The following is a 16,204-nucleotide window of genomic DNA, read 5'->3' as shown; positions in this document are numbered from 1 at the left end:
CCACTTCCCCCGAAACGTATCTTCTCATGATGCGTCTCCAAGATCAAGCGTAAAGTATCATGTCGTGATACGAAACGCCCCGAAGGGATTATATTGAGGCAAGGTGCGCCCGCCGGCACTTCCAGCCCACCTTCACCCGGTCCATCGCCATAAACGTGCGACAGCCAAGGTGGTGCCCGGCTACGCCGCGCGCTTCGGTTCGACCGCGAACGGGCTGAGCCCGAGCCAGCTTTGCATCTTCCTGCCAATGGCCTTGTCGCCGGTCAGGACGACCTTCACGCCGGCCTTCTCGACAGTCAGCACGCCCATCCAGATTGCGGTCATCGTGTGGAGATCGGTCGAGACGTAGAGGTCGACCTCGAAGCCCGGATCGTACCAGCACAAATCGACCTCACCATGCTTCTCGACGATCAGCCACCACGAGCGTTTCGAGGCTGGGAGGTCCTGATACAGAAATTGTATCACGGTTCTTCCATCGGGCAGCGGCGAGGGGTTCAGATTACGCCGCATATCCCACATCAGCAGCGATGGATCGAGGTTCTTCAACGACAGCCGGGACTCGACCCATTTCTGTCCCCAAAAACCCATCGCCTCGACAACAGGGCGCAAGTCGCGTCCCGCCTCGGTCAGCCGGTAGTCGAAGATACCCTTCTCGCCCGGGACTTCCCGGCGCTCCACGATCCCTGCCAACTCCAGCTCCTTCAGCCGTTGCGACAGAAGGGTCGGCGACATTTTCGGCACACCGCGGCGCAGGTCGTTGAAGCGGGTCGAGCCCGCCACCAGCTCGCGCATCAACACCATCGTCCAGCGGGTACACAGCACCTCGGCGGCCATCGATAGCGGGCAGAACTGCTTGTAACCGTGCTGGGTCATGATCGGCGCCTCCTCCAGAGTTGGCCGGACATTAGACCTTCATGAATGAAGCGGCGAGTACAGAAACTGTACCGGGCCGGTACAGATCCAGGACTGGTTGGCGCGAGCCCTGCCGTGCGAGCCGTTTGGCCGACGCACGGGATCTCCCTGTGCGCAGCAACCAGGAGAATGACCATGACCGCTTACCTTATCGCGGACATCAAGGTGAAAGATCCGAAATGGATACCGGACTACGCCGCTACCGTGCACGACCTCGTTCACAAGCACGGCGGCAGGTATCTGGCGCGCAGCGGCAATGTGAAGACGCTCGAGGGCAAGCCGCTCGACACGACACTGATCGCGCTGATGGCCTTCCCATCGGAAGCGGCGGCGCACGCCTTCACCAATGATCCGGCCTACGCCCCCTTCGTGTCGGCCCGCCAGGGCGGCAGCGACAGCCGCTTTCAGCTGATCGACAACACCGACCTAGCCGGAACGATTTCATACCTGCCGAAGGGATGATCGGCGGCCGCCGCATCGAACCCGGGATCATCAAGCACAAACAGCCACGGCGCTTGCACCTTCGCCGACATGAACCCGAAGGTGTCGTGCGAACACGCGGCGTCGCCGACCCAGTAGAGGTTGGAGATTGGCGAAAACCAGGACGGCAGCCGATCTCCCACTTGTTGGGGAGGTCGGCAGCTTCGGCGCCTCATCCCACCGGCACCTCCATTCCCACCTTCACCCGGTCCATCGCCACGAACGTGCGAAACCTTTTGACATTGTTGTTCTCGAAGAACAGCCGCCTGGTCAGCGCCTCGTAATCGGCCATCGTCGCTACGGTGACGACCAGGATAAAATCGGCCTCGCCGGTGACGTAGTAGCATTGCTGCACTTCGGGCACTTGGGCAAAGCCGCGCTTAGCGGCGTCGATCAGCTCGGCGCGTTCGCTCTCCACCTCCACCTCGACGAAGATCGTGATCGGGTGGCCGACCTTGGCCGGATCGACCAGCGCTACATTGGCGCGGATGACGCCGGTCTCCTCCATGCGCTTGATGCGCCGCTGAACGGCGGGCGCCGACAGGTTGACCCTCTCGCCGATCGTGCGCTGCGGCGTGGCGTTGTCCTTCTGCAGGATGGTGAGGATGGCGCGGTCGAAGGCGTCGAGTTCGGGCGAAATGGACATGGCAGCGTTTCCCAACGAAACAAACTTGCAATTCAAGCGCCAAAACAGAGCGCCTTTCTCGCTTGGCCTGCAATAAATTTCAGTCGTCAAGAGGAGAAAGCCGACCATGTTCCTGCTCAACCGCCACCCGGACCATCGCCATCCGCTGACCGAGGAGGACGCCGCGACGCTTGGGCTCGCCGGGGCCGACGAGGCCGAGCGCTTCCTTGCCGCGCGCGACAACCATGCCGAGACGCCGCTGCACGCCCTGCCGGCGCTGGCGGGCGAACTCGGCATCGGCGCGCTGCACGTCAAGGACGAGGGCAAGCGCCTCGGCCTCGGCAGCTTCAAAGCGTTGGGCGGCGCCTATGCCGTCATGCATCTGGTGCTGGAGCAGGCAGGCAGGCAGCTCGGCCGCGCCGTCGCGGTCGAGGACCTGCACAAGCCTGAGGTGAAGGCGATGGCCGGGCAGATGACTTTCGCCTGCGCCACCGACGGCAATCATGGACGCTCGGTGGCGCAGGGTGCCGGCCTTGTCGGCGCGCGCTCCGTCATCTTCGTCCACTCCGGCGTCAGCAACGAACGCGTGGCGGCCATTGCCCGCTTCGGCGCCGAAATGGTGCGCGTCGCCGGCGATTACGAGCAGTCGGTCAGGGAGGCCGCCCGCGTCGCCGCCGAGCGCGGCTGGACCGTCGTCTCCGATACGTCTTGGCCGGGCTATGAGCGCATACCCGGGCTTGTGATGCAGGGCTACACAGTGATCGTGCGTGAAGCACTGAAGCGTTTGCCTGAGCCACCCACCCACGTCTTCCTTCAGGCCGGTGTCGGCGGCTTCGCCGCGGCGGTCGCCGGCCATCTCGCCATCATGCTTGGCGAGGATCGCCCGAAGGCAATCGTGGTCGAGCCGGCGCGCGCGGCCTGCGTCTATGAGACGGCCAAGGCCGGACGCCCGGTCACGATCGCGCACAGCAAGCCCACTGTCATGGCGATGCTCGAATGCTACGAGCCGTCTCTGGTCGCCTGGCGCGTGCTGTCGCGGATCGGCGATGCCTTCATGACCGTGGACGAGGAAGATGCTGTCGCCGTGATGAACCGCCTGGCGCGGCCTTCGGGCAATGACCCGGCGATCGTCTCCGGCGAGAGCGGCGGGGCAGGGCTCGCCGGGCTGATCCGCGCCGCTCGCGATAAGAAAATGCGGGCGGCGCTCGGCCTCGACGGGAACTCCCGCGCGCTGATTATCAATTCCGAAGGCGCGACCGATCCCGGCCGCTATGCCGAGCTGGTCGGAATGGCGCCGGAAGAAGTCGCGCAAGCGAGGCTGCCGGCATGAGCAATCTGATGATCAACGCCGACCGGCTTCTAGGCCGCATCCAGGAACTCGGCGGAATCGGCCGCGATGCGCAGGGGCGGCTGGTCCGCGTCGCCGCCTCCGAGATGGACCGGCTCGGCCGCGACCGCTTCGTCGGCTGGCTGGAAGAGGCAGGGCTCGAGGTCGCCGTCGACCGCATCGGCAACATTTTTGGCATCTGGCGGGACGACGCCAATGCGGGCCAGCCGCCGGTCATGCTCGGCTCGCATATCGACACGGTGATCGACGCCGGCATCTATGACGGCTGCTATGGCGTGCTTGCCGGCCTCGAAGCGATCGAGAGCCTGAGGGAGGCCGGCTTCGCGCCGGCGCGCCCGATCGTGGTTGCCGCCTTCACCAATGAGGAGGGCGTGCGCTTCTCGCCCGACATGATGGGCTCGCTGGTCTTTGCTGGCGGTCGGAACCTCGAGGAAGCGCTGGCCTCGGTCGGCACCGACGGCACGGTGCTGGGCAAGGAGCTGGAGCGCATCGGCTATGCCGGTCGGCATCAGCCCGGCTTCCTCAAGCCGCATGCCTATGTCGAGCTGCATGTCGAGCAGGGGCCGGTGCTCGAGCGCGAGGGCATCGCCATCGGCGCGGTCGAAAACCTGCAGGGCATTTCCTGGCAGCGCGTTACCATCGACGGCGAGGCCAACCATGCCGGCACCACGCCGATGTCGATGCGAAAGGACGCAGGCGTCGCCGCCGCCCGCGTGATCGGCTTCTTGGCGGACCGGGCCAGCGCCTCGTCGACGCGCACCGTCGCCACCGTCGGCACCATCGCGTTCGAGCCGAACGCCATCAACGTCATCCCGTCGCGGGCGATCTTCACCATCGACCTGCGCGATCCCGACGAAACGCATCTTCGCGAAGAGGAGGCGACGCTTGCCGCCTTCCTCGACAAGCTGGCCGCAAGCGCCGGCGTCACCGTCCATGCCGAAAGCCTGGCGCGTTTCGAGCCGGTGACCTTCGATGCCCGCATCGTCTCGCTGATCGAGGACGGCGCCAGGGCCGCCGGCCTTTCGTGCCGGCGCATGACCTCGGGCGCCGGCCACGACGCGCAGATGATCGCCCGTATCGCGCCGTCCGCGATGATCTTCGTGCCGAGCCGGGGCGGCATCAGCCATAACCCCACCGAGTTCACCGCTCCCGACGAACTGGTCGCCGGCGCCAACATCCTGCTTGGCGTCGCCGCCCGGCTGGCGGCCGACTGATCGCGGGAGGAATCAGATAGGCGTACCGCTGGGGGTGAAATACCACCAAAAATAGTCATGCTGGCTGTATCTGGTCGTCCTGAAGCGAATATCCGGCGACATCCAATCGAAACAAACTTCAATCACTTAGCCAATTAAAGCATCCAAAATCGCGCCCGAATCGCGCCCGCCGACAGAGTTCAGTGCCTCGCAGGAAGACTAGCATGTTGCTTCTCAACCAACGTCCCGAACACAACCAGCCGTTGATTGCCGCCGATGCCGAGTCGCTCGGCATCGCGGGGGGCGAGCGGGCCGAGCGTTACCTCAAGGCGCGCGACGATCATGCCGAAACGCCGCTGCACGCCTTGCCGGCGCTGGCCGATCACCTCGGCGTCGCGGCGCTTTATGTCAAGGACGAAGGCCAGCGTCTCGGCCTTGGCAGCTTCAAGGCGCTGGGCGGCGCCTATGCCGTCATGCGACTGGTGCTGGAGGAGGCGGGCAAACGCTTCGGGCGCGATGTCGATATCGGCGAGATCAACGATCCCAAGCTGCGCGCCATCGCTGCTCAGATGACATTCTGCTGCGCAACGGATGGCAACCATGGCCGTTCGGTGGCGCAGGGGGCCGGCCTCGTCGGCGCGCGTTCGGTGATTTACGTCCATGCTGGCGTAAGCCGCGAGCGTGTCGCGGCCATCGCTCGCTTCGGCGCCGAGATTGTCGAGGTCGAGGGCGGCTATGACCATGCGGTGCGCGAAGTCGCCCGCGTCGGTGCCGAGCGCGGCTGGAAGATCGTCTCCAACACGTCCTGGCTCGGCTATGAGCGCGTCCCCGGACTGGTCATGCAGGGCTACACGGTGATCGTGCGCGAGACGCTGCGGCGCTTGGCCGAGCCACCGACGCATGTCTTCCTGCAGGCCGGCGTCGGTGGCTTCGCGGCGGCGATCGCCGGCCATGTGGCGGTCATGCTTGGCTCCAGGCGGCCGAAAGCCGTGGTGGTCGAGCCGCGGCGCTCGGCTTGCGTCTACGCCTCGGCTGAGGCCGGACGTCCGGTGACGATCGCCCAGCAGCAGCCGACCGTGATGACGATGCTCGAATGTGCCGAGCCGTCCTTGGTCGCCTGGCGCGTGCTGGCGCGCGTCGGCGACGCCTTCATGACGGTCGAAGAAGAGGACGCAGTCGCCGTAATGAAGCGGCTGGCGCAGCCCTTGGGCAACGATCCGGCCATCGTCTCCGGCGAGAGCGGCGGCGTCGGGCTCGCCGGACTGGTCCGCGCTGTGGGCGACGGGCAGATGCGCGCGGCGTTAGGTCTCGATGCCGGCTCCCGCGTGCTCGTCGTCAACTCGGAGGGCGCCACCGACCATGGCCGGTTTGCCGAGCTGGTCGGGATGGCGCCGGCAGAGGTGTTCCTGCAGACTGCCTGAGAGCAATTCCAGGAAAAGTTGCGACGGTGGTGCGAAGAAGGTTCGCAGTGGCTAGGCGATCGGCGACGGCGGTCGAGCGCTAAATTCCCTCCAAGAGGGGAGATGCCCGGCAGGCCAGAGGGGGCGCTGTCCCACCGGCGTTTCAGTTTTTTTGCAGTCACAGCCAAGCCGGTAGCGACCAGCTCTACCCCAACAAAATCAACGCCGCGATCCTTCACGCCCCCCTCTGGCCTGCCGGCCATCTCCCCCTCTTGGGGGGAGACTAACTGAACCACTCCCGGTAACCCTTTTTTCTCTGCTTTCATGCAATATTGCCGGGACGGGATGGCAAGAACAAAGAATGGCGGACGACGATAAACGCAACGGTAAGTTCTGGGCGCTGGCGCTTGATCGCGCTCATCTCGGCCTATGGGACTGGAATTTGTCGACCGGCGATTGCTACTATTCGCCGACCTGGTCGAAGATGTTGGGCTATGAGGCGAACGAGCTCGCCAACACGTCCGATCTCTGGCTGAAGCTGACCCATCCCGACGATCGCCGGCGCGCGCAGGAAAGCGGCGACCGGCATATTGCGGGCCTCGTCGATTCCATCGAGACGGAGCTGCGCCTGCGCCACAAGGACGGCCACTGGGTCTGGGTGCTCGACCGCGGCGGCATTGTCGAGCGCGACGCCGACGGCAAGCCGCTTCGGATGATGGGCGTGCAGACCGACATCACCCGGCAGAAAGAGGCCGAGGCGGCGCTCGAGCAGGTCAACATCCGCTTCCGCCTCGCGATTGCCGCCAGCGGCACGGGCATCTGGCACCACGATATCGGTACGAAGAAGAGCTATTGGGACGCGCGCACGCGCGAGATCTTCGGCCTGATTGCCGATACCGATGAGGTGACGGCCGACCTCTGGCACACCTACCTTCATCCCGACGACAAGGAAGCTACCGAGCGAGCGCATCTGATCGCCCCCGGCTCGAACAGCGTCGTCGCCTCGCAATACCGGATCGTCCTGCCTGACGGCCAGGTCCGCCATCTCGAGTCGCTGGTGCGTTTCATTGCCGGCGTCGGCTCGGCCGGCCAGATTTTGGGCACGGTACGCGACATCACCGAGGAGAAGACGCGCGCCGAGGAGCTTGCCTTCGCCGCGCGTCACGACGCGCTGACTGGGTTGTTCAACCGTTCGGCCTTCGACCGGCTGCTTGCCGAGAACATTGCCATGGCCGGGCGGCTGCCGCTTGCCGTGTTCTATGTCGATCTCGACTACTTCAAGGCGCTCAACGACTATGCCGGCCATGCCGCCGGAGACCTCGCGCTGAAGAGCGTCGCGGCGGGCATCCTCGCCAGCCTGCCCGCGTCGGCGCAGGCGGCGCGCCTCGGCGGCGACGAATTCGCGCTTTTGGTGCCGAACTGCAATGACGCCTGTGCCGAGCACCTTGCCCGCGCGGTGCTTGCCGCGGTGCGCGACGCCGATATCGGCACTGCCGTCACCTCGCGCAGGCTTGCCGCCAGCATCGGCATCGCCTTCGTGCGCGACCCCAACATGAGCGTGGCCGACGCGCTCGCCTGCGCCGACGATGCCTGCTACGCCGCCAAGGCCGGCGGCCGGGACCGCTTCGCGGTGTTCTCGCCGGAAACGACGTCGGGCGCCGGCCTCAATGCCGCACGGTTGGCCGCGGACCTTGTCGATGCGATGGAGGACGGCCGGTTGAAGCTGTTCGGTCAGCAAATCCATCGGCTCGGCCAGCCATGGGAAGATAGCCGCCACGTCGAGGTGCTGGCCAGGCTCGAGGCCCGCAACGGCAAGATGATCCCGCCCGGCGATTTCATGCCGGTCGCCGAACGCTTCGGCCTTGCCGCCCGGCTCGACCGCTGGATCATCCGCACCGCGCTGACGCGCCACGGCGAGGCGATGCGCGCGGGCGCCATCTCGCTCGACTTCAATTTGTCGGCGCAGACGCTTTCCGATCCGCAGCTCTGGGATTTCGTCGACGAGGCCATCGCCGACGGCGGCGCGTCGGCCCCGGCCATCGGCTTCGAGATCACCGAAACCGCCGCCGTCACCAATTTCGATGCCGCGGCCGAGTTCGTGCGCAAGGCCAGGCAACGCCGCTGCCGCGTCAGCCTCGACGATTTCGGCGCCGGGATGAGTTCGTTCGAATATCTCAGGCGCTTCCCCGTCGATGCTATCAAGATCGACGGCTCCTTCGTCGAGCACATCGCCGAAAGCCGGTTCGACCGCGAGATCGTTTCGGCGATCACCGGTATCGCCCGCTCGATGGGTGCTGCCGTGGTTGCAGAGAAGGTCGAGGACAGGAACGCGCTGGATATTCTCATGGACATGGGCGTTGCCTATGGCCAGGGCTATCTCCTGCACCGGCCCGAGCCGCTGGAGGCGATCGTGGCGAGAGCCGTAAGCGGCACTGCGTCACCGTCGCGGCCGCATGCTAGGTCGGCACAAAAATAAGACGTTCCTAAAATTGCAATCACTCATTTAAGGGCGTCGTAATCCGGCGCGACGATGATCCGATCTCACAAAACGGACCGGAGCGCGTGGATGAAAACCCTTCCCTTGTTTGCGGCAACTGCAATCGGCCTGCTCGGCATCTTCGCCACGCAGTCGTCCTATGCGGGCTCCGACAATGGCGGCGGGTTGACGGCGGCGTCCGCAGCCGACCCTGACGACGATCAGGTCAATACATCCAGCGTCAGCGACGACAATGAAGCCGCCGACAATGATGAGGCCGGGCACAAGGGCGACGGCGCCGCTACCGGCTCGCATGAAGGCGACCAGGACGGCGATCATCAGGGCGACGATCATGACGGCGACGATCATGATGGCGATCACGAAGGCGGGGACGGTGCCAGCCATGACGGCGGCGCAGACAGCGGCGGCCACGACGGCGGCGGGGACGACTGACTCTTGGGGTGATAACGCGCCCATCGTTAAAAGGTGAGCCATCCTTCTATCGAACTCTTAGGACAACTGGGCTAATTGCCTGTGAAACGCTTTGCTCGGGACATGACGTCTTGGCTCGACTGTCCGGCGTCCGAACCATGACGGAGGGCCGCCTGCGAGACCCGTAATGTCCTCGACCGTCAACATCGCCATTGTGACCCTGCAGCCGCAGCGCTTGTTGCCGACGGCCAGGCCGGCTGCCAGTAGCCACAGCGCCGTCGGCGCCGCGGCTTCGCCGCTCATGCAGGCGGAGCCCACGGCCCCAGCATCCAAGTTCAGCCTCGACAACCTCAATATCACGGCGACGAAGGTCCGACTGATGGAACGTGCGGGCAATGAGTTCCGCATCGATCAGGCCGAATATGAGTCAGTGTCGTCCTACGGTACGGCGATCAAGAACGCCGTCGAAGCGTTGAAACGGCAATCGCCGTCGGCGATCGCCGAGATCGAGAGACAGCTTGGCCTGGACCAGCTTGGCGTTTCTCTCGATAGGCTCGTCGACGCGATAGCCGATCCGCGAGGCAGCGATAGCAAAAGGCTGGATGCCGCGTTGAAGCAGCATGCGGACGGACCTGGCGAAGGCGACGCCGCATCGATCCAGCTGGACGAGCTCGGGCTTTACGGCGGCTGAGGCAGCTAGCCTATCAGCCATCTCAGCATGCCCGCCGAAGCCACCCCGATCACCACCGTCGGCAGCATCGACAGCCGTGTCGCCGCCAGCACCGTGATTGCAAGCGCCGCCAGATCGGCCGGATTCTTCGAGACGAAATCCGGAGCGATCACCGAGATCAGCACGCAGCCGGGCGCGGCTTCCATCACCGCCGTGGCGCGCGGGCCGAGCGCGCGGTTCCTCAGCACCACATAGCCGCCGACGCGGGTGAGATACGTCACGCCGGCCATCGCCAGGATGGCGAGCACGGTCATCGGATCGATCATCTCTCACCTGCCAGGAACCACGCGGCCACCAGGCCGGACAGCGCACCGGCCGCCACATACCAGGCGCCGGGCACGACGAGATAGGTGAGCGCCGCCACCGCCAGGCTGACCAGCCAGGGCCGCGCCGCGGCAAAGCCCGTCCACATGCCCCGAAGCAACACCAGGAAGACAGCAGGGAAAGCCAAGGCAAAACCGTAGGTCTCGACGTCGCCAAGCACCGGCCCGAGTGCCGCGCCGCAGGTCGTAAACGCCACCCAGGCGAGATAGAAGGGCAGCGCGGCGCCCAGATAAAAGGCCAGGCTGAAGGCCGGCCGCATGCCGACGTCGGCGCGCCGCCGCGCATCCGCGAGGCCTACGGCCCAGCTCTCGTCGCACATCAGAAACAGCGCCGGAAAAACCTGCCGCTTCGGCAGATGGTTGATGAACGGCGCGAGTGCGGCGCCCATCAGGAAATGCCGGCTGTTGACCAGAAAGGTGATGGCGGCGATCAACAGGATATGCGGCGGCGAAGTCCAGAGCTGGATCGCGGCGAATTCTGAGCCGCCGGCGAAGTTGAGGCCGGTCATCAGCGGCACCTCGGCCACGCTCAGGCCCTTCTGCGCGGCCTGCGCGCCGAGCACCAGCGCGTAGGGGATGATGCCGAGCAGCACCGGCGTCGAAGCGGCGAGCCCGCGTCGGAACTCGCCGCCGCGTCCATCGGCGCTTTGACCCTCGGCGAGGGCGATCTCGGAAACGCTCATGGCTTTGCTTTCGGCTGGCCTCGCGGCCGCCGTTCTCCCGCTCGGTTGTGGGTTGCTATCGGTGGGACACCATAGCCGAATTGCCTCGCAATCGGGTTGCGAATATGCGTCGTTCCTGCCAAGATTTGGCATTGAATGGCGCATTCAGAAAAAAGATTGGAATCTGACACCATGAAGCTGGATGAGATCGACAGGCGCATCCTGCGCGCCTTGCAGCGCGACGGACGCATGGCCAACAACGTTCTAGCCAAGGAAGTCGGCCTCTCGCCGTCGCCTTGCCTGCGGCGCGTCAAGCTACTGGAGGAGGCCGGCGTCATCGACCGCTACGTCGCGGTGCTCAACCCGGCCAAGATCGGCCGCGGCCAGACCTTCTTCACCCGCATCTGGCTGAAGCAGCAGGATGAGGACACGATCGAGCATTTCGCCGCCGAGGTGGCGAAATTCCCCGAAGTGATGGAGTGCTATCTGATGCTGGGCGACTGCGACGCGATGGTGCGGATCGTGGCGGCCGGCATCGACGACTACCGCCGCTTCCAGTCGGAGCATCTGAGCCGCATCAAGGGCGTGCAGAACGTCAAGACGGATGTGCCAAGCCAGACGATCAAGCAGACCTCGGAGATGCCGCTGTGAGGCTCTTGCCTTCTCCCACAAGAAGGGGAGAAGGCAAAGTCCTTAATGATGGGCGTGGTGCTCCGCGTTGCGCTTGCGCGTGGCCGCTGCCTTCTTCGCGGAAGCGGAGCGCGCGGCCGCGGATCGCTCGCCCGACGCCTTGCCGCCAGCCTTCCCGCCCTTATGCGCCGCCGGATGGCCGGTGTGCTTGCCGCGGCCGGAGCCGCCTGCCTTCTTGCCGCCGGCGTCGTCCTTGTTGACCGTCGCCCAGGCGCGGCGCTCGGCTTCCTTCTCGGACACGCCGCGCTTCTCGTACCCTTCGGCGATATGGTCGGCCTTGCGTTCCTGCTTGTCGGTGTATTTCGATTTATCTCCGCGTGGCATTGTCCTGCTCCTTGTTGCGCTGAGTGAATGAGAGTCTCAGGAACCCTTTTTCTTGGCGACGTCGCCGAGGTCGGCCCGTTGCGGATCCTTGTTGTTCTCGTCGGCCGCGTCGCGATCCTCGTCGGGATCATCCTTGGCCGGCAGATAGCCGCGCGGCTTGTTGGCCTTCGGGCCTTCCCAGCGCGGCCATTGATCGGAGGTTCCGGGACGTCCGGTATTGGGTGAATTGCTCATCTTAACCTCGCTTTCGAGAAAGCCGTTTGGCCTCCATCCTTGGAGATCCGTCAGCCTTCCGCTTTCATGGTCCGTGCAATCTTCAAGAGTTTGTCGCGGTCGTGCCCGTGCTCGCGGATCAGTTCGCGCGCCTGCTTTGGCGACAGATCGGTGTTCTCCGCCAGGAAGCGTACGTCGGGATCGTCGCCGCCCTTGGTCGGCAAATTGCCGGTCGCCGTCGCATCGGCGGCGCCCGGCCGGTTCGGTATATTGTCGTTCGCCTGGGTCATCGCAGGCCTCCTTCGATTTCCGCCGTATCAGTTCGCCGTCTGGGACTGCCTGCGGCGTGCTTCCTTCTTGCGGCGCAGCACCTCGTCGGTGCCGACGATGTCCTTCGAGCCGCCGGTGATCGCGGTCGAGACCACGGCCGGCGGATCGCTTGCCGGAAAGGAGTCCTCAAGGCCGGACTGCAACTGCTCCTCCAGCGTATCCGGGTCTTCCGAACGGCCTTCGGCGCGACGTCCCTCGATCTCTTCCAGATCTTGCTTGGCGTCGGGATGCTCGCGCACATTGCGCAGCGTCGACACGACGAGTTCGACGGCGAATTCCTTCATCTCCTCGCCGTGCGGGGCGGCGACGTCGGTCTCCTCGACCAGGCGAACAAGCGATTGTTCGAGCTTGTCCAACTCGCGCATGCCCTGGCAGTGCCCAAGTTTCTGCGCCAGAGCTTGGATCAGCAACGGACCGAAGGTCGAGTAGGCTTGCATGCGGGTCTCATCGACCTGTTCGGGATGAAGCGTTTGCAGCGACATTGATGCCTCCGTTCAAACATCCTGCGGCGGCAGCCTGGGCAACCGACTGAAGAGGAACTGGAGGGCGGGGCAGAAGTTCCATCGCGGGGGAGATCCCGCGGGCAGATGAAATGGCGTCCGTGAAGGACACGGACGCCATTTGAATTCAGCGCTGACCGCCTTTACGGCCGGCCTCGGAGGCGCGCTGGCGGTCTTCGGCGAAGTTGCCGCTGCCACCTCGGTGCTGGCCGGCGCTCCGCTGACCCATGTTGCGGTCCTCGGCCTGCTGCTGCCCGCTGCCGCGATGCTGGTCTTCGCGGTTCTTGTGGCTCTGCTGGCCGGCCTTGACGTGCTGTTCGTGGGTTCCGCCTTGATTGGGCATATCGAATTCTCCGTTAATTCGGATTTTTCTTGAGGGTGAATTCAAGGACGCGTCCAACATCCCTGAGTAAGGGCAACAGGCGTCGGCAACCGATGTTCCGGTCGAAACATTTTGTGACTCGTCAGACTGAAGTCCGATCCGGCCAGCGCATTGGGCTGGCTTGTGCAACCAAACCTCCTTTTGCGAATTGGTGAGCGGCCGACGAGAAAGCCCCCTCCATCGCCGGCTATCATGGTGCCCGCCGGTCAGCCCCGCGCAATTCCGGCGGGCACCGTTATCCATAAACAGAAGGCCGCGCAGCCGACCTCGGAGCGAGACGACGTTTTGACCTATATCTCTGCAAAGCCCGCTCGGCAGGATGCCGAAAGCCTGCCTGCCAATGACAACCAGCGTACCACCCTTGCCGATCTTTCGTTCCTCGACATCATCAATGACGAGGACGAGGTCGCCGATATTGCCAGGCGCGCAGAGCGTCTCGGCCATGCCGCGCTCATCACAATGGCGATCGGCCTGGCGGCCCTGCCGTTGCTCTGGCTGATGCTGAGGTGAGCCAGGCCGACCGGCCGCTTGGCCGGCCGGCGCTATCTGCCGGAAAGGATCGTCTCTATCTTCCGGAAAAGAAGGCGTCGAGCGTGGCCGCCGTTTCGATCGGCGATTCCTCCGGAAAGAAATGGCCGCCGGGCATCGCCCCGCCGCTGGCATCGTCGGCCCAGTTCCGCCATATGCCCAGCGGTCCGTCTTCGTCCCGATACCATTCGGCCAGCGCGCCATGCTCGCTCCACAGCGCCAGCACGGGGCAGGATATACGCCGGCCGGCCTCGCGGTCCGCATGGTCGTGCAGCCGGTCGAGCGAAGCCGCCGCGCGATACTCTTCGCAGATGGCGTGGATATGCGCCGGATCGCGCAGCGCATCGACATAAGCCTGCCGCACGCCGGGCGGGAACGCGTCGGCGGCGGATCCCCAGCCGGAAAGCGCATTGTCGATGATTGCTTCGGCCGTCGCCGCCAATATCGTCTCCGGCAGCGGCTCGGGCTGCGCCAGCAGCGACCATGGCCAAAAGCCTAGCGCCAGCCTGGCATCGGCCCGGTCCCAGACCTCGGCGGTAGGGACGATGTCGAGCACGGCGAGCTTCTCGACGCGGTCCGGATGATCGAGCGCCAGCCGGTAGGCGACGCGCCCGCCGCGATCATGGCCGGCGACCAGGAAACGTTGGAAGCCGAGGTCCCCCATGAGCGCCGCCATGTCGGCGGCCATGGCGCGCTTGCCGTAGGGCGCATGGTCGGTGGCCGATGGCGGGCAGGAGCTTTGCCCATAACCGCGCAGATCGGCACAGACGACGCTGAAATCCCGCGCCAGGCTGGGCGCCACGTCGCGCCACATCGCATGCGTTTCGGGAAAGCCGTGCAGCAGGAGCAGGCCGGGCCCGCTGCCGCCATGGCGGACGAAGATACGCGCCTCGCCGGTGTCTACTTCCAATGTGTCAAAATCGGCGAACATGCTTGGCTCCGGCGGGATGCGATGCTGATGGCAAAGGCCTCACTTCCAGGCCGAGTCCAGCGTCAGCGACGCCTCGAATATCTGCTCCTTCTCGGTGCGCAGCTTCACGGTGATCTTCAACTGTTCGGTCCCGGGCGCCTCGTCGCGGGCAATGTCGTGCAGGATGCGCAACGCCTCAAGACGGGCACGCTCGCGGTCGGCAAAAAGCTGCCCGTGGTCGTCAATCTGGCCATGCTCGGCGTTATGGAGGTCGAAATAATAGCGTTCCATCGGTGAAGCACTCCGGGCGTTTGGCAAGTTCAATCCCTGGCCCCGATCATGGTTCCAAGCAGTTGATCCTCAGGGGAATCCGCGGCGCACCGGCCCTTGCTGCGCGGCCGCATGCAACCGGCCCAGCCCTGCGGCGTTAGCTGTTGCGCATGGAGAACCGCGGATGCTGGAATCGCTTTACCTCAACCTCGGCCAGCATGACGCGCTGTCAGAAGAAGAGAAGGCACTGCTCGCCGGCGCCATGCCGCTCGAAAGATACGTCGCCGCCGGCGAGGATATCGTCACGGAAGGCACGCGGCCGACCTACAGCACGCTCATCATCGACGGGTTTGCCGCCCGCTACAAGGTGTTGGAGCATGGCGGCCGCCAGTTCACCTCGCTGCAGGTCGCGGGCGATTTCGTCGACCTTCATGCGTTTTTGCTGAAGACGATGGACCATGGCATCGTCGCGCTATCTCCCTGCCACGTCGCCGCAGCGGAGCATAGCAAGCTCAAGACGATTACCGAGCAGGCGCCGCACCTTACCCGGCTGTTGTGGCTGGACACGCTGGTCGATGGCGCCATCCATCGCGAATGGATCGTGGCCATGGGCCGGCGCTCCAAGACCTCCCATCTCGCGCATTTGATATGCGAGCTGTTCGTCAGGCTGCAGGTGGTGAAAAAGACGCGCGAGATGAGCTTCCATCTGCCGCTGTCGCAGGCCGAGCTCGCCGACGTGCTCGGCCTCTCCGTCGTCCATATGAACCGGGTCATCGGCACGCTGCGCCGCATGAACGTGGTCAGCTGGACGAACCATATGATCACGATCCTCGAATGGGAGCGGCTGGTTGCGATTGCCGAATTCGATCCAACCTATCTCAGCATGACGCGCGAGCCGAGATAGGCATCTAGCTGCGCGGAGTCTTGGAGCGCGACCACAACTCGTCCAGCATGGTAAGTGCGGCACTCGGCTGGGCAGGCCTCAGCAGGCCCTGCTGCGCGGCGACCTTCTTGAAGGCGGCAAAAGCGATGGCCGGACGGCAGGTGCCGGCGATCGCGTCGTCCACCAGCCGGGCCGCTTCGAGATAGGCTGGCGCCTCCTTGTTCTTCCACGCGCCTCCGAGCGCCTTCTTGGCCTCGGCGACGGTGGTGACAACCATCGTGCCGCCGCTGACGAAGCGTATCGTGAGGGGCAGGAAACGGCTCATCGGTCTTTCACCATCCGAGCCATTCGCGCGTGCGCCAGGCAAGACCGACAAAGGGCGCGGCCGTGATCATGGCGGCGGCGAGGACAAAAAGCGGGCTGTTCGTACGCATGGATTTCATGTTTCACCGTAAAAATTGCGGATGGCAGTAAACGATGACTTCGGCAGTCGGTTGCATCCGGCCGACTGGTCCGAGGCTGCAAATCCGAGGCTACATATTGCTCGCGGGCCGGGCCGGCGGCGCCGGGCGGTGCGGCGGACGTGGGCGCGG

Annotated in this window: 22 protein-coding genes; 10 read left to right on the top strand and 12 right to left on the bottom strand. The window is 64.9% G+C overall.

Translation table 11 applies throughout. The features are described 5' to 3' along the window. Positions 1–180: 180 nt before the first annotated feature. Positions 181–873 (bottom strand): winged helix-turn-helix transcriptional regulator, encoded by a 693-nt coding sequence (locus tag LB538_RS25565; RefSeq protein ID WP_140840661.1) that lies wholly within the window; start codon positions 871–873, stop codon positions 181–183. A 174-nt stretch (positions 874–1,047) separates the two neighbouring features. Between LB538_RS25565 and LB538_RS25560 the strand changes: the two genes are divergently transcribed. Then, positions 1,048–1,374, top strand: coding sequence for a DUF1330 domain-containing protein (locus LB538_RS25560; protein ID WP_140645515.1), 327 nt, complete (start codon positions 1,048–1,050; stop codon positions 1,372–1,374). Between the two features lie 190 nt (positions 1,375–1,564). Here the strand turns inward: LB538_RS25560 and LB538_RS25555 are convergent, their stop codons facing one another. After that, positions 1,565–2,038 (bottom strand): Lrp/AsnC family transcriptional regulator, encoded by a 474-nt coding sequence (locus tag LB538_RS25555; RefSeq protein ID WP_224530838.1) that lies wholly within the window; start codon positions 2,036–2,038, stop codon positions 1,565–1,567. 106 nt (positions 2,039–2,144) lie between these two features. Here LB538_RS25555 and LB538_RS25550 point away from each other — a divergent pair, with 106 nt between their 5' ends. From LB538_RS25550 to LB538_RS25525, 6 genes are all read left to right on the top strand, one after another. After that, complete coding sequence (locus LB538_RS25550) at positions 2,145–3,347, top strand: diaminopropionate ammonia-lyase (protein WP_224530841.1); 1,203 nt, start codon at positions 2,145–2,147, stop codon at positions 3,345–3,347. Then, positions 3,344–4,579 carry a Zn-dependent hydrolase gene (locus LB538_RS25545; RefSeq protein WP_224530844.1) on the top strand — a complete coding sequence of 412 codons (1,236 nt, stop codon included), beginning with the start codon at positions 3,344–3,346 and terminating at the stop codon, positions 4,577–4,579. The genes LB538_RS25550 and LB538_RS25545 overlap by 4 nt, the downstream gene beginning before the upstream one ends. 203 nt (positions 4,580–4,782) lie before the next feature. Then, on the top strand, positions 4,783–5,979 hold the full coding sequence (locus tag LB538_RS25540) for a diaminopropionate ammonia-lyase (protein ID WP_224530848.1): 1,197 nt from the start codon (positions 4,783–4,785) through the stop codon (positions 5,977–5,979). Between the two features lie 340 nt (positions 5,980–6,319). Beyond that, positions 6,320–8,434, top strand: a complete 2,115-nt coding sequence (locus LB538_RS25535; protein WP_224551690.1) for an EAL domain-containing protein — start codon at positions 6,320–6,322, stop codon at positions 8,432–8,434. Positions 8,435–8,524: 90 nt separating this feature from the next. Continuing rightward, complete coding sequence (locus LB538_RS25530) at positions 8,525–8,887, top strand: hypothetical protein (RefSeq protein ID WP_224530854.1); 363 nt, start codon at positions 8,525–8,527, stop codon at positions 8,885–8,887. Positions 8,888–9,080: 193 nt separating this feature from the next. Next, the gene (locus LB538_RS25525) at positions 9,081–9,557 is read left to right on the top strand and encodes a hypothetical protein (RefSeq protein ID WP_140840675.1); all 477 of its coding nucleotides are present in this window, start codon (positions 9,081–9,083) and stop codon (positions 9,555–9,557) included. A 5-nt stretch (positions 9,558–9,562) separates the two neighbouring features. Here LB538_RS25525 and LB538_RS25520 read toward each other — a convergent pair whose 3' ends face one another. Both LB538_RS25520 and LB538_RS25515 read right to left on the bottom strand, forming a co-directional pair. Beyond that, positions 9,563–9,862 carry an AzlD family protein gene (locus LB538_RS25520; protein WP_224530856.1) on the bottom strand — a complete coding sequence of 100 codons (300 nt, stop codon included), beginning with the start codon at positions 9,860–9,862 and terminating at the stop codon, positions 9,563–9,565. Beyond that, the gene (locus LB538_RS25515; RefSeq protein WP_224530859.1) at positions 9,859–10,602 is read right to left on the bottom strand and encodes an AzlC family ABC transporter permease; all 744 of its coding nucleotides are present in this window, start codon (positions 10,600–10,602) and stop codon (positions 9,859–9,861) included. Before LB538_RS25515 ends, LB538_RS25520 begins: the two co-directional genes overlap by 4 nt. Positions 10,603–10,773: 171 nt before the next feature. Between LB538_RS25515 and LB538_RS25510 the strand changes: the two genes are divergently transcribed. Beyond that, a complete protein-coding gene (locus LB538_RS25510) occupies positions 10,774–11,232 on the top strand; it encodes an Lrp/AsnC family transcriptional regulator (RefSeq protein ID WP_224530861.1) in 459 nt (152 codons plus the stop codon). 42 nt (positions 11,233–11,274) lie between these two features. Here LB538_RS25510 and LB538_RS25505 read toward each other — a convergent pair whose 3' ends face one another. The 5 genes from LB538_RS25505 to LB538_RS29395 all read right to left on the bottom strand — a co-directional run bounded on the left by LB538_RS25505 (position 11,275) and on the right by LB538_RS29395 (position 12,981). After that, positions 11,275–11,595 (bottom strand): plasmid stabilization protein, encoded by a 321-nt coding sequence (locus LB538_RS25505; RefSeq protein ID WP_095768382.1) that lies wholly within the window; start codon positions 11,593–11,595, stop codon positions 11,275–11,277. Between the two features lie 36 nt (positions 11,596–11,631). After that, a complete protein-coding gene (locus LB538_RS25500; RefSeq protein WP_224685874.1) occupies positions 11,632–11,829 on the bottom strand; it encodes a hypothetical protein in 198 nt (65 codons plus the stop codon). Between the two features lie 50 nt (positions 11,830–11,879). Further along, on the bottom strand, positions 11,880–12,098 hold the full coding sequence (locus LB538_RS25495; protein ID WP_140840683.1) for a hypothetical protein: 219 nt from the start codon (positions 12,096–12,098) through the stop codon (positions 11,880–11,882). A gap of 27 nt (positions 12,099–12,125) precedes the next feature. Beyond that, a complete protein-coding gene (locus LB538_RS25490) occupies positions 12,126–12,620 on the bottom strand; it encodes a hypothetical protein (protein ID WP_224531104.1) in 495 nt (164 codons plus the stop codon). A gap of 145 nt (positions 12,621–12,765) precedes the next feature. Beyond that, complete coding sequence (locus tag LB538_RS29395; RefSeq protein ID WP_095768385.1) at positions 12,766–12,981, bottom strand: KGG domain-containing protein; 216 nt, start codon at positions 12,979–12,981, stop codon at positions 12,766–12,768. 324 nt (positions 12,982–13,305) lie between these two features. Between LB538_RS29395 and LB538_RS25480 the strand changes: the two genes are divergently transcribed. Further along, positions 13,306–13,530 (top strand): hypothetical protein, encoded by a 225-nt coding sequence (locus tag LB538_RS25480; RefSeq protein WP_140840687.1) that lies wholly within the window; start codon positions 13,306–13,308, stop codon positions 13,528–13,530. Between the two features lie 55 nt (positions 13,531–13,585). Here the strand turns inward: LB538_RS25480 and LB538_RS25475 are convergent, their stop codons facing one another. After that, complete coding sequence (locus tag LB538_RS25475) at positions 13,586–14,479, bottom strand: alpha/beta fold hydrolase (protein WP_224530863.1); 894 nt, start codon at positions 14,477–14,479, stop codon at positions 13,586–13,588. A gap of 39 nt (positions 14,480–14,518) precedes the next feature. After that, positions 14,519–14,749 (bottom strand): DUF6894 family protein, encoded by a 231-nt coding sequence (locus tag LB538_RS25470; RefSeq protein ID WP_095768388.1) that lies wholly within the window; start codon positions 14,747–14,749, stop codon positions 14,519–14,521. 163 nt (positions 14,750–14,912) lie between these two features. Between LB538_RS25470 and LB538_RS25465 the strand changes: the two genes are divergently transcribed. After that, on the top strand, positions 14,913–15,632 hold the full coding sequence (locus tag LB538_RS25465; protein ID WP_224530865.1) for a Crp/Fnr family transcriptional regulator: 720 nt from the start codon (positions 14,913–14,915) through the stop codon (positions 15,630–15,632). Between the two features lie 4 nt (positions 15,633–15,636). Here LB538_RS25465 and LB538_RS25460 read toward each other — a convergent pair whose 3' ends face one another. Next, the gene (locus LB538_RS25460; RefSeq protein WP_095768390.1) at positions 15,637–15,936 is read right to left on the bottom strand and encodes a DUF982 domain-containing protein; all 300 of its coding nucleotides are present in this window, start codon (positions 15,934–15,936) and stop codon (positions 15,637–15,639) included. Between the last annotated feature and the right edge of the window lie 268 nt (positions 15,937–16,204).

It is taken from the genome of Mesorhizobium sp. Ca11 (assembly GCF_020165275.1).
Taxonomy (GTDB): domain Bacteria; phylum Pseudomonadota; class Alphaproteobacteria; order Rhizobiales; family Rhizobiaceae; genus Mesorhizobium.
This window is presented reverse-complemented; position numbering and strand designations above follow the sequence as displayed.

What these genes read in the sequence shown, in the direction of transcription:
- LB538_RS25540 (WP_224530848.1), top strand. Translation starts at nt 4,783, where the DNA reads ATGTTGCTTCTCAACCAACGTCCCGAACACAACCAGCCGTTGATTGCC.
- LB538_RS25515 (WP_224530859.1), bottom strand. Translation starts at nt 10,602, where the DNA reads ATGAGCGTTTCCGAGATCGCCCTCGCCGAGGGTCAAAGCGCCGATGGA.
- LB538_RS25550 (WP_224530841.1), top strand. Translation starts at nt 2,145, where the DNA reads ATGTTCCTGCTCAACCGCCACCCGGACCATCGCCATCCGCTGACCGAG.
- LB538_RS29395 (WP_095768385.1), bottom strand. Translation starts at nt 12,981, where the DNA reads ATGCCCAATCAAGGCGGAACCCACGAACAGCACGTCAAGGCCGGCCAG.
- LB538_RS25490 (WP_224531104.1), bottom strand. Translation starts at nt 12,620, where the DNA reads ATGTCGCTGCAAACGCTTCATCCCGAACAGGTCGATGAGACCCGCATG.
- LB538_RS25545 (WP_224530844.1), top strand. Translation starts at nt 3,344, where the DNA reads ATGAGCAATCTGATGATCAACGCCGACCGGCTTCTAGGCCGCATCCAG.
- LB538_RS25465 (WP_224530865.1), top strand. Translation starts at nt 14,913, where the DNA reads ATGCTGGAATCGCTTTACCTCAACCTCGGCCAGCATGACGCGCTGTCA.
- LB538_RS25565 (WP_140840661.1), bottom strand. Translation starts at nt 873, where the DNA reads ATGACCCAGCACGGTTACAAGCAGTTCTGCCCGCTATCGATGGCCGCC.
- LB538_RS25505 (WP_095768382.1), bottom strand. Translation starts at nt 11,595, where the DNA reads ATGCCACGCGGAGATAAATCGAAATACACCGACAAGCAGGAACGCAAG.
- LB538_RS25495 (WP_140840683.1), bottom strand. Translation starts at nt 12,098, where the DNA reads ATGACCCAGGCGAACGACAATATACCGAACCGGCCGGGCGCCGCCGAT.
- LB538_RS25535 (WP_224551690.1), top strand. Translation starts at nt 6,320, where the DNA reads ATGGCGGACGACGATAAACGCAACGGTAAGTTCTGGGCGCTGGCGCTT.
- LB538_RS25500 (WP_224685874.1), bottom strand. Translation starts at nt 11,829, where the DNA reads ATGAGCAATTCACCCAATACCGGACGTCCCGGAACCTCCGATCAATGG.
- LB538_RS25555 (WP_224530838.1), bottom strand. Translation starts at nt 2,038, where the DNA reads ATGTCCATTTCGCCCGAACTCGACGCCTTCGACCGCGCCATCCTCACC.
- LB538_RS25460 (WP_095768390.1), bottom strand. Translation starts at nt 15,936, where the DNA reads ATGAGCCGTTTCCTGCCCCTCACGATACGCTTCGTCAGCGGCGGCACG.
- LB538_RS25470 (WP_095768388.1), bottom strand. Translation starts at nt 14,749, where the DNA reads ATGGAACGCTATTATTTCGACCTCCATAACGCCGAGCATGGCCAGATT.
- LB538_RS25510 (WP_224530861.1), top strand. Translation starts at nt 10,774, where the DNA reads ATGAAGCTGGATGAGATCGACAGGCGCATCCTGCGCGCCTTGCAGCGC.
- LB538_RS25475 (WP_224530863.1), bottom strand. Translation starts at nt 14,479, where the DNA reads ATGTTCGCCGATTTTGACACATTGGAAGTAGACACCGGCGAGGCGCGT.
- LB538_RS25530 (WP_224530854.1), top strand. Translation starts at nt 8,525, where the DNA reads ATGAAAACCCTTCCCTTGTTTGCGGCAACTGCAATCGGCCTGCTCGGC.
- LB538_RS25560 (WP_140645515.1), top strand. Translation starts at nt 1,048, where the DNA reads ATGACCGCTTACCTTATCGCGGACATCAAGGTGAAAGATCCGAAATGG.
- LB538_RS25520 (WP_224530856.1), bottom strand. Translation starts at nt 9,862, where the DNA reads ATGATCGATCCGATGACCGTGCTCGCCATCCTGGCGATGGCCGGCGTG.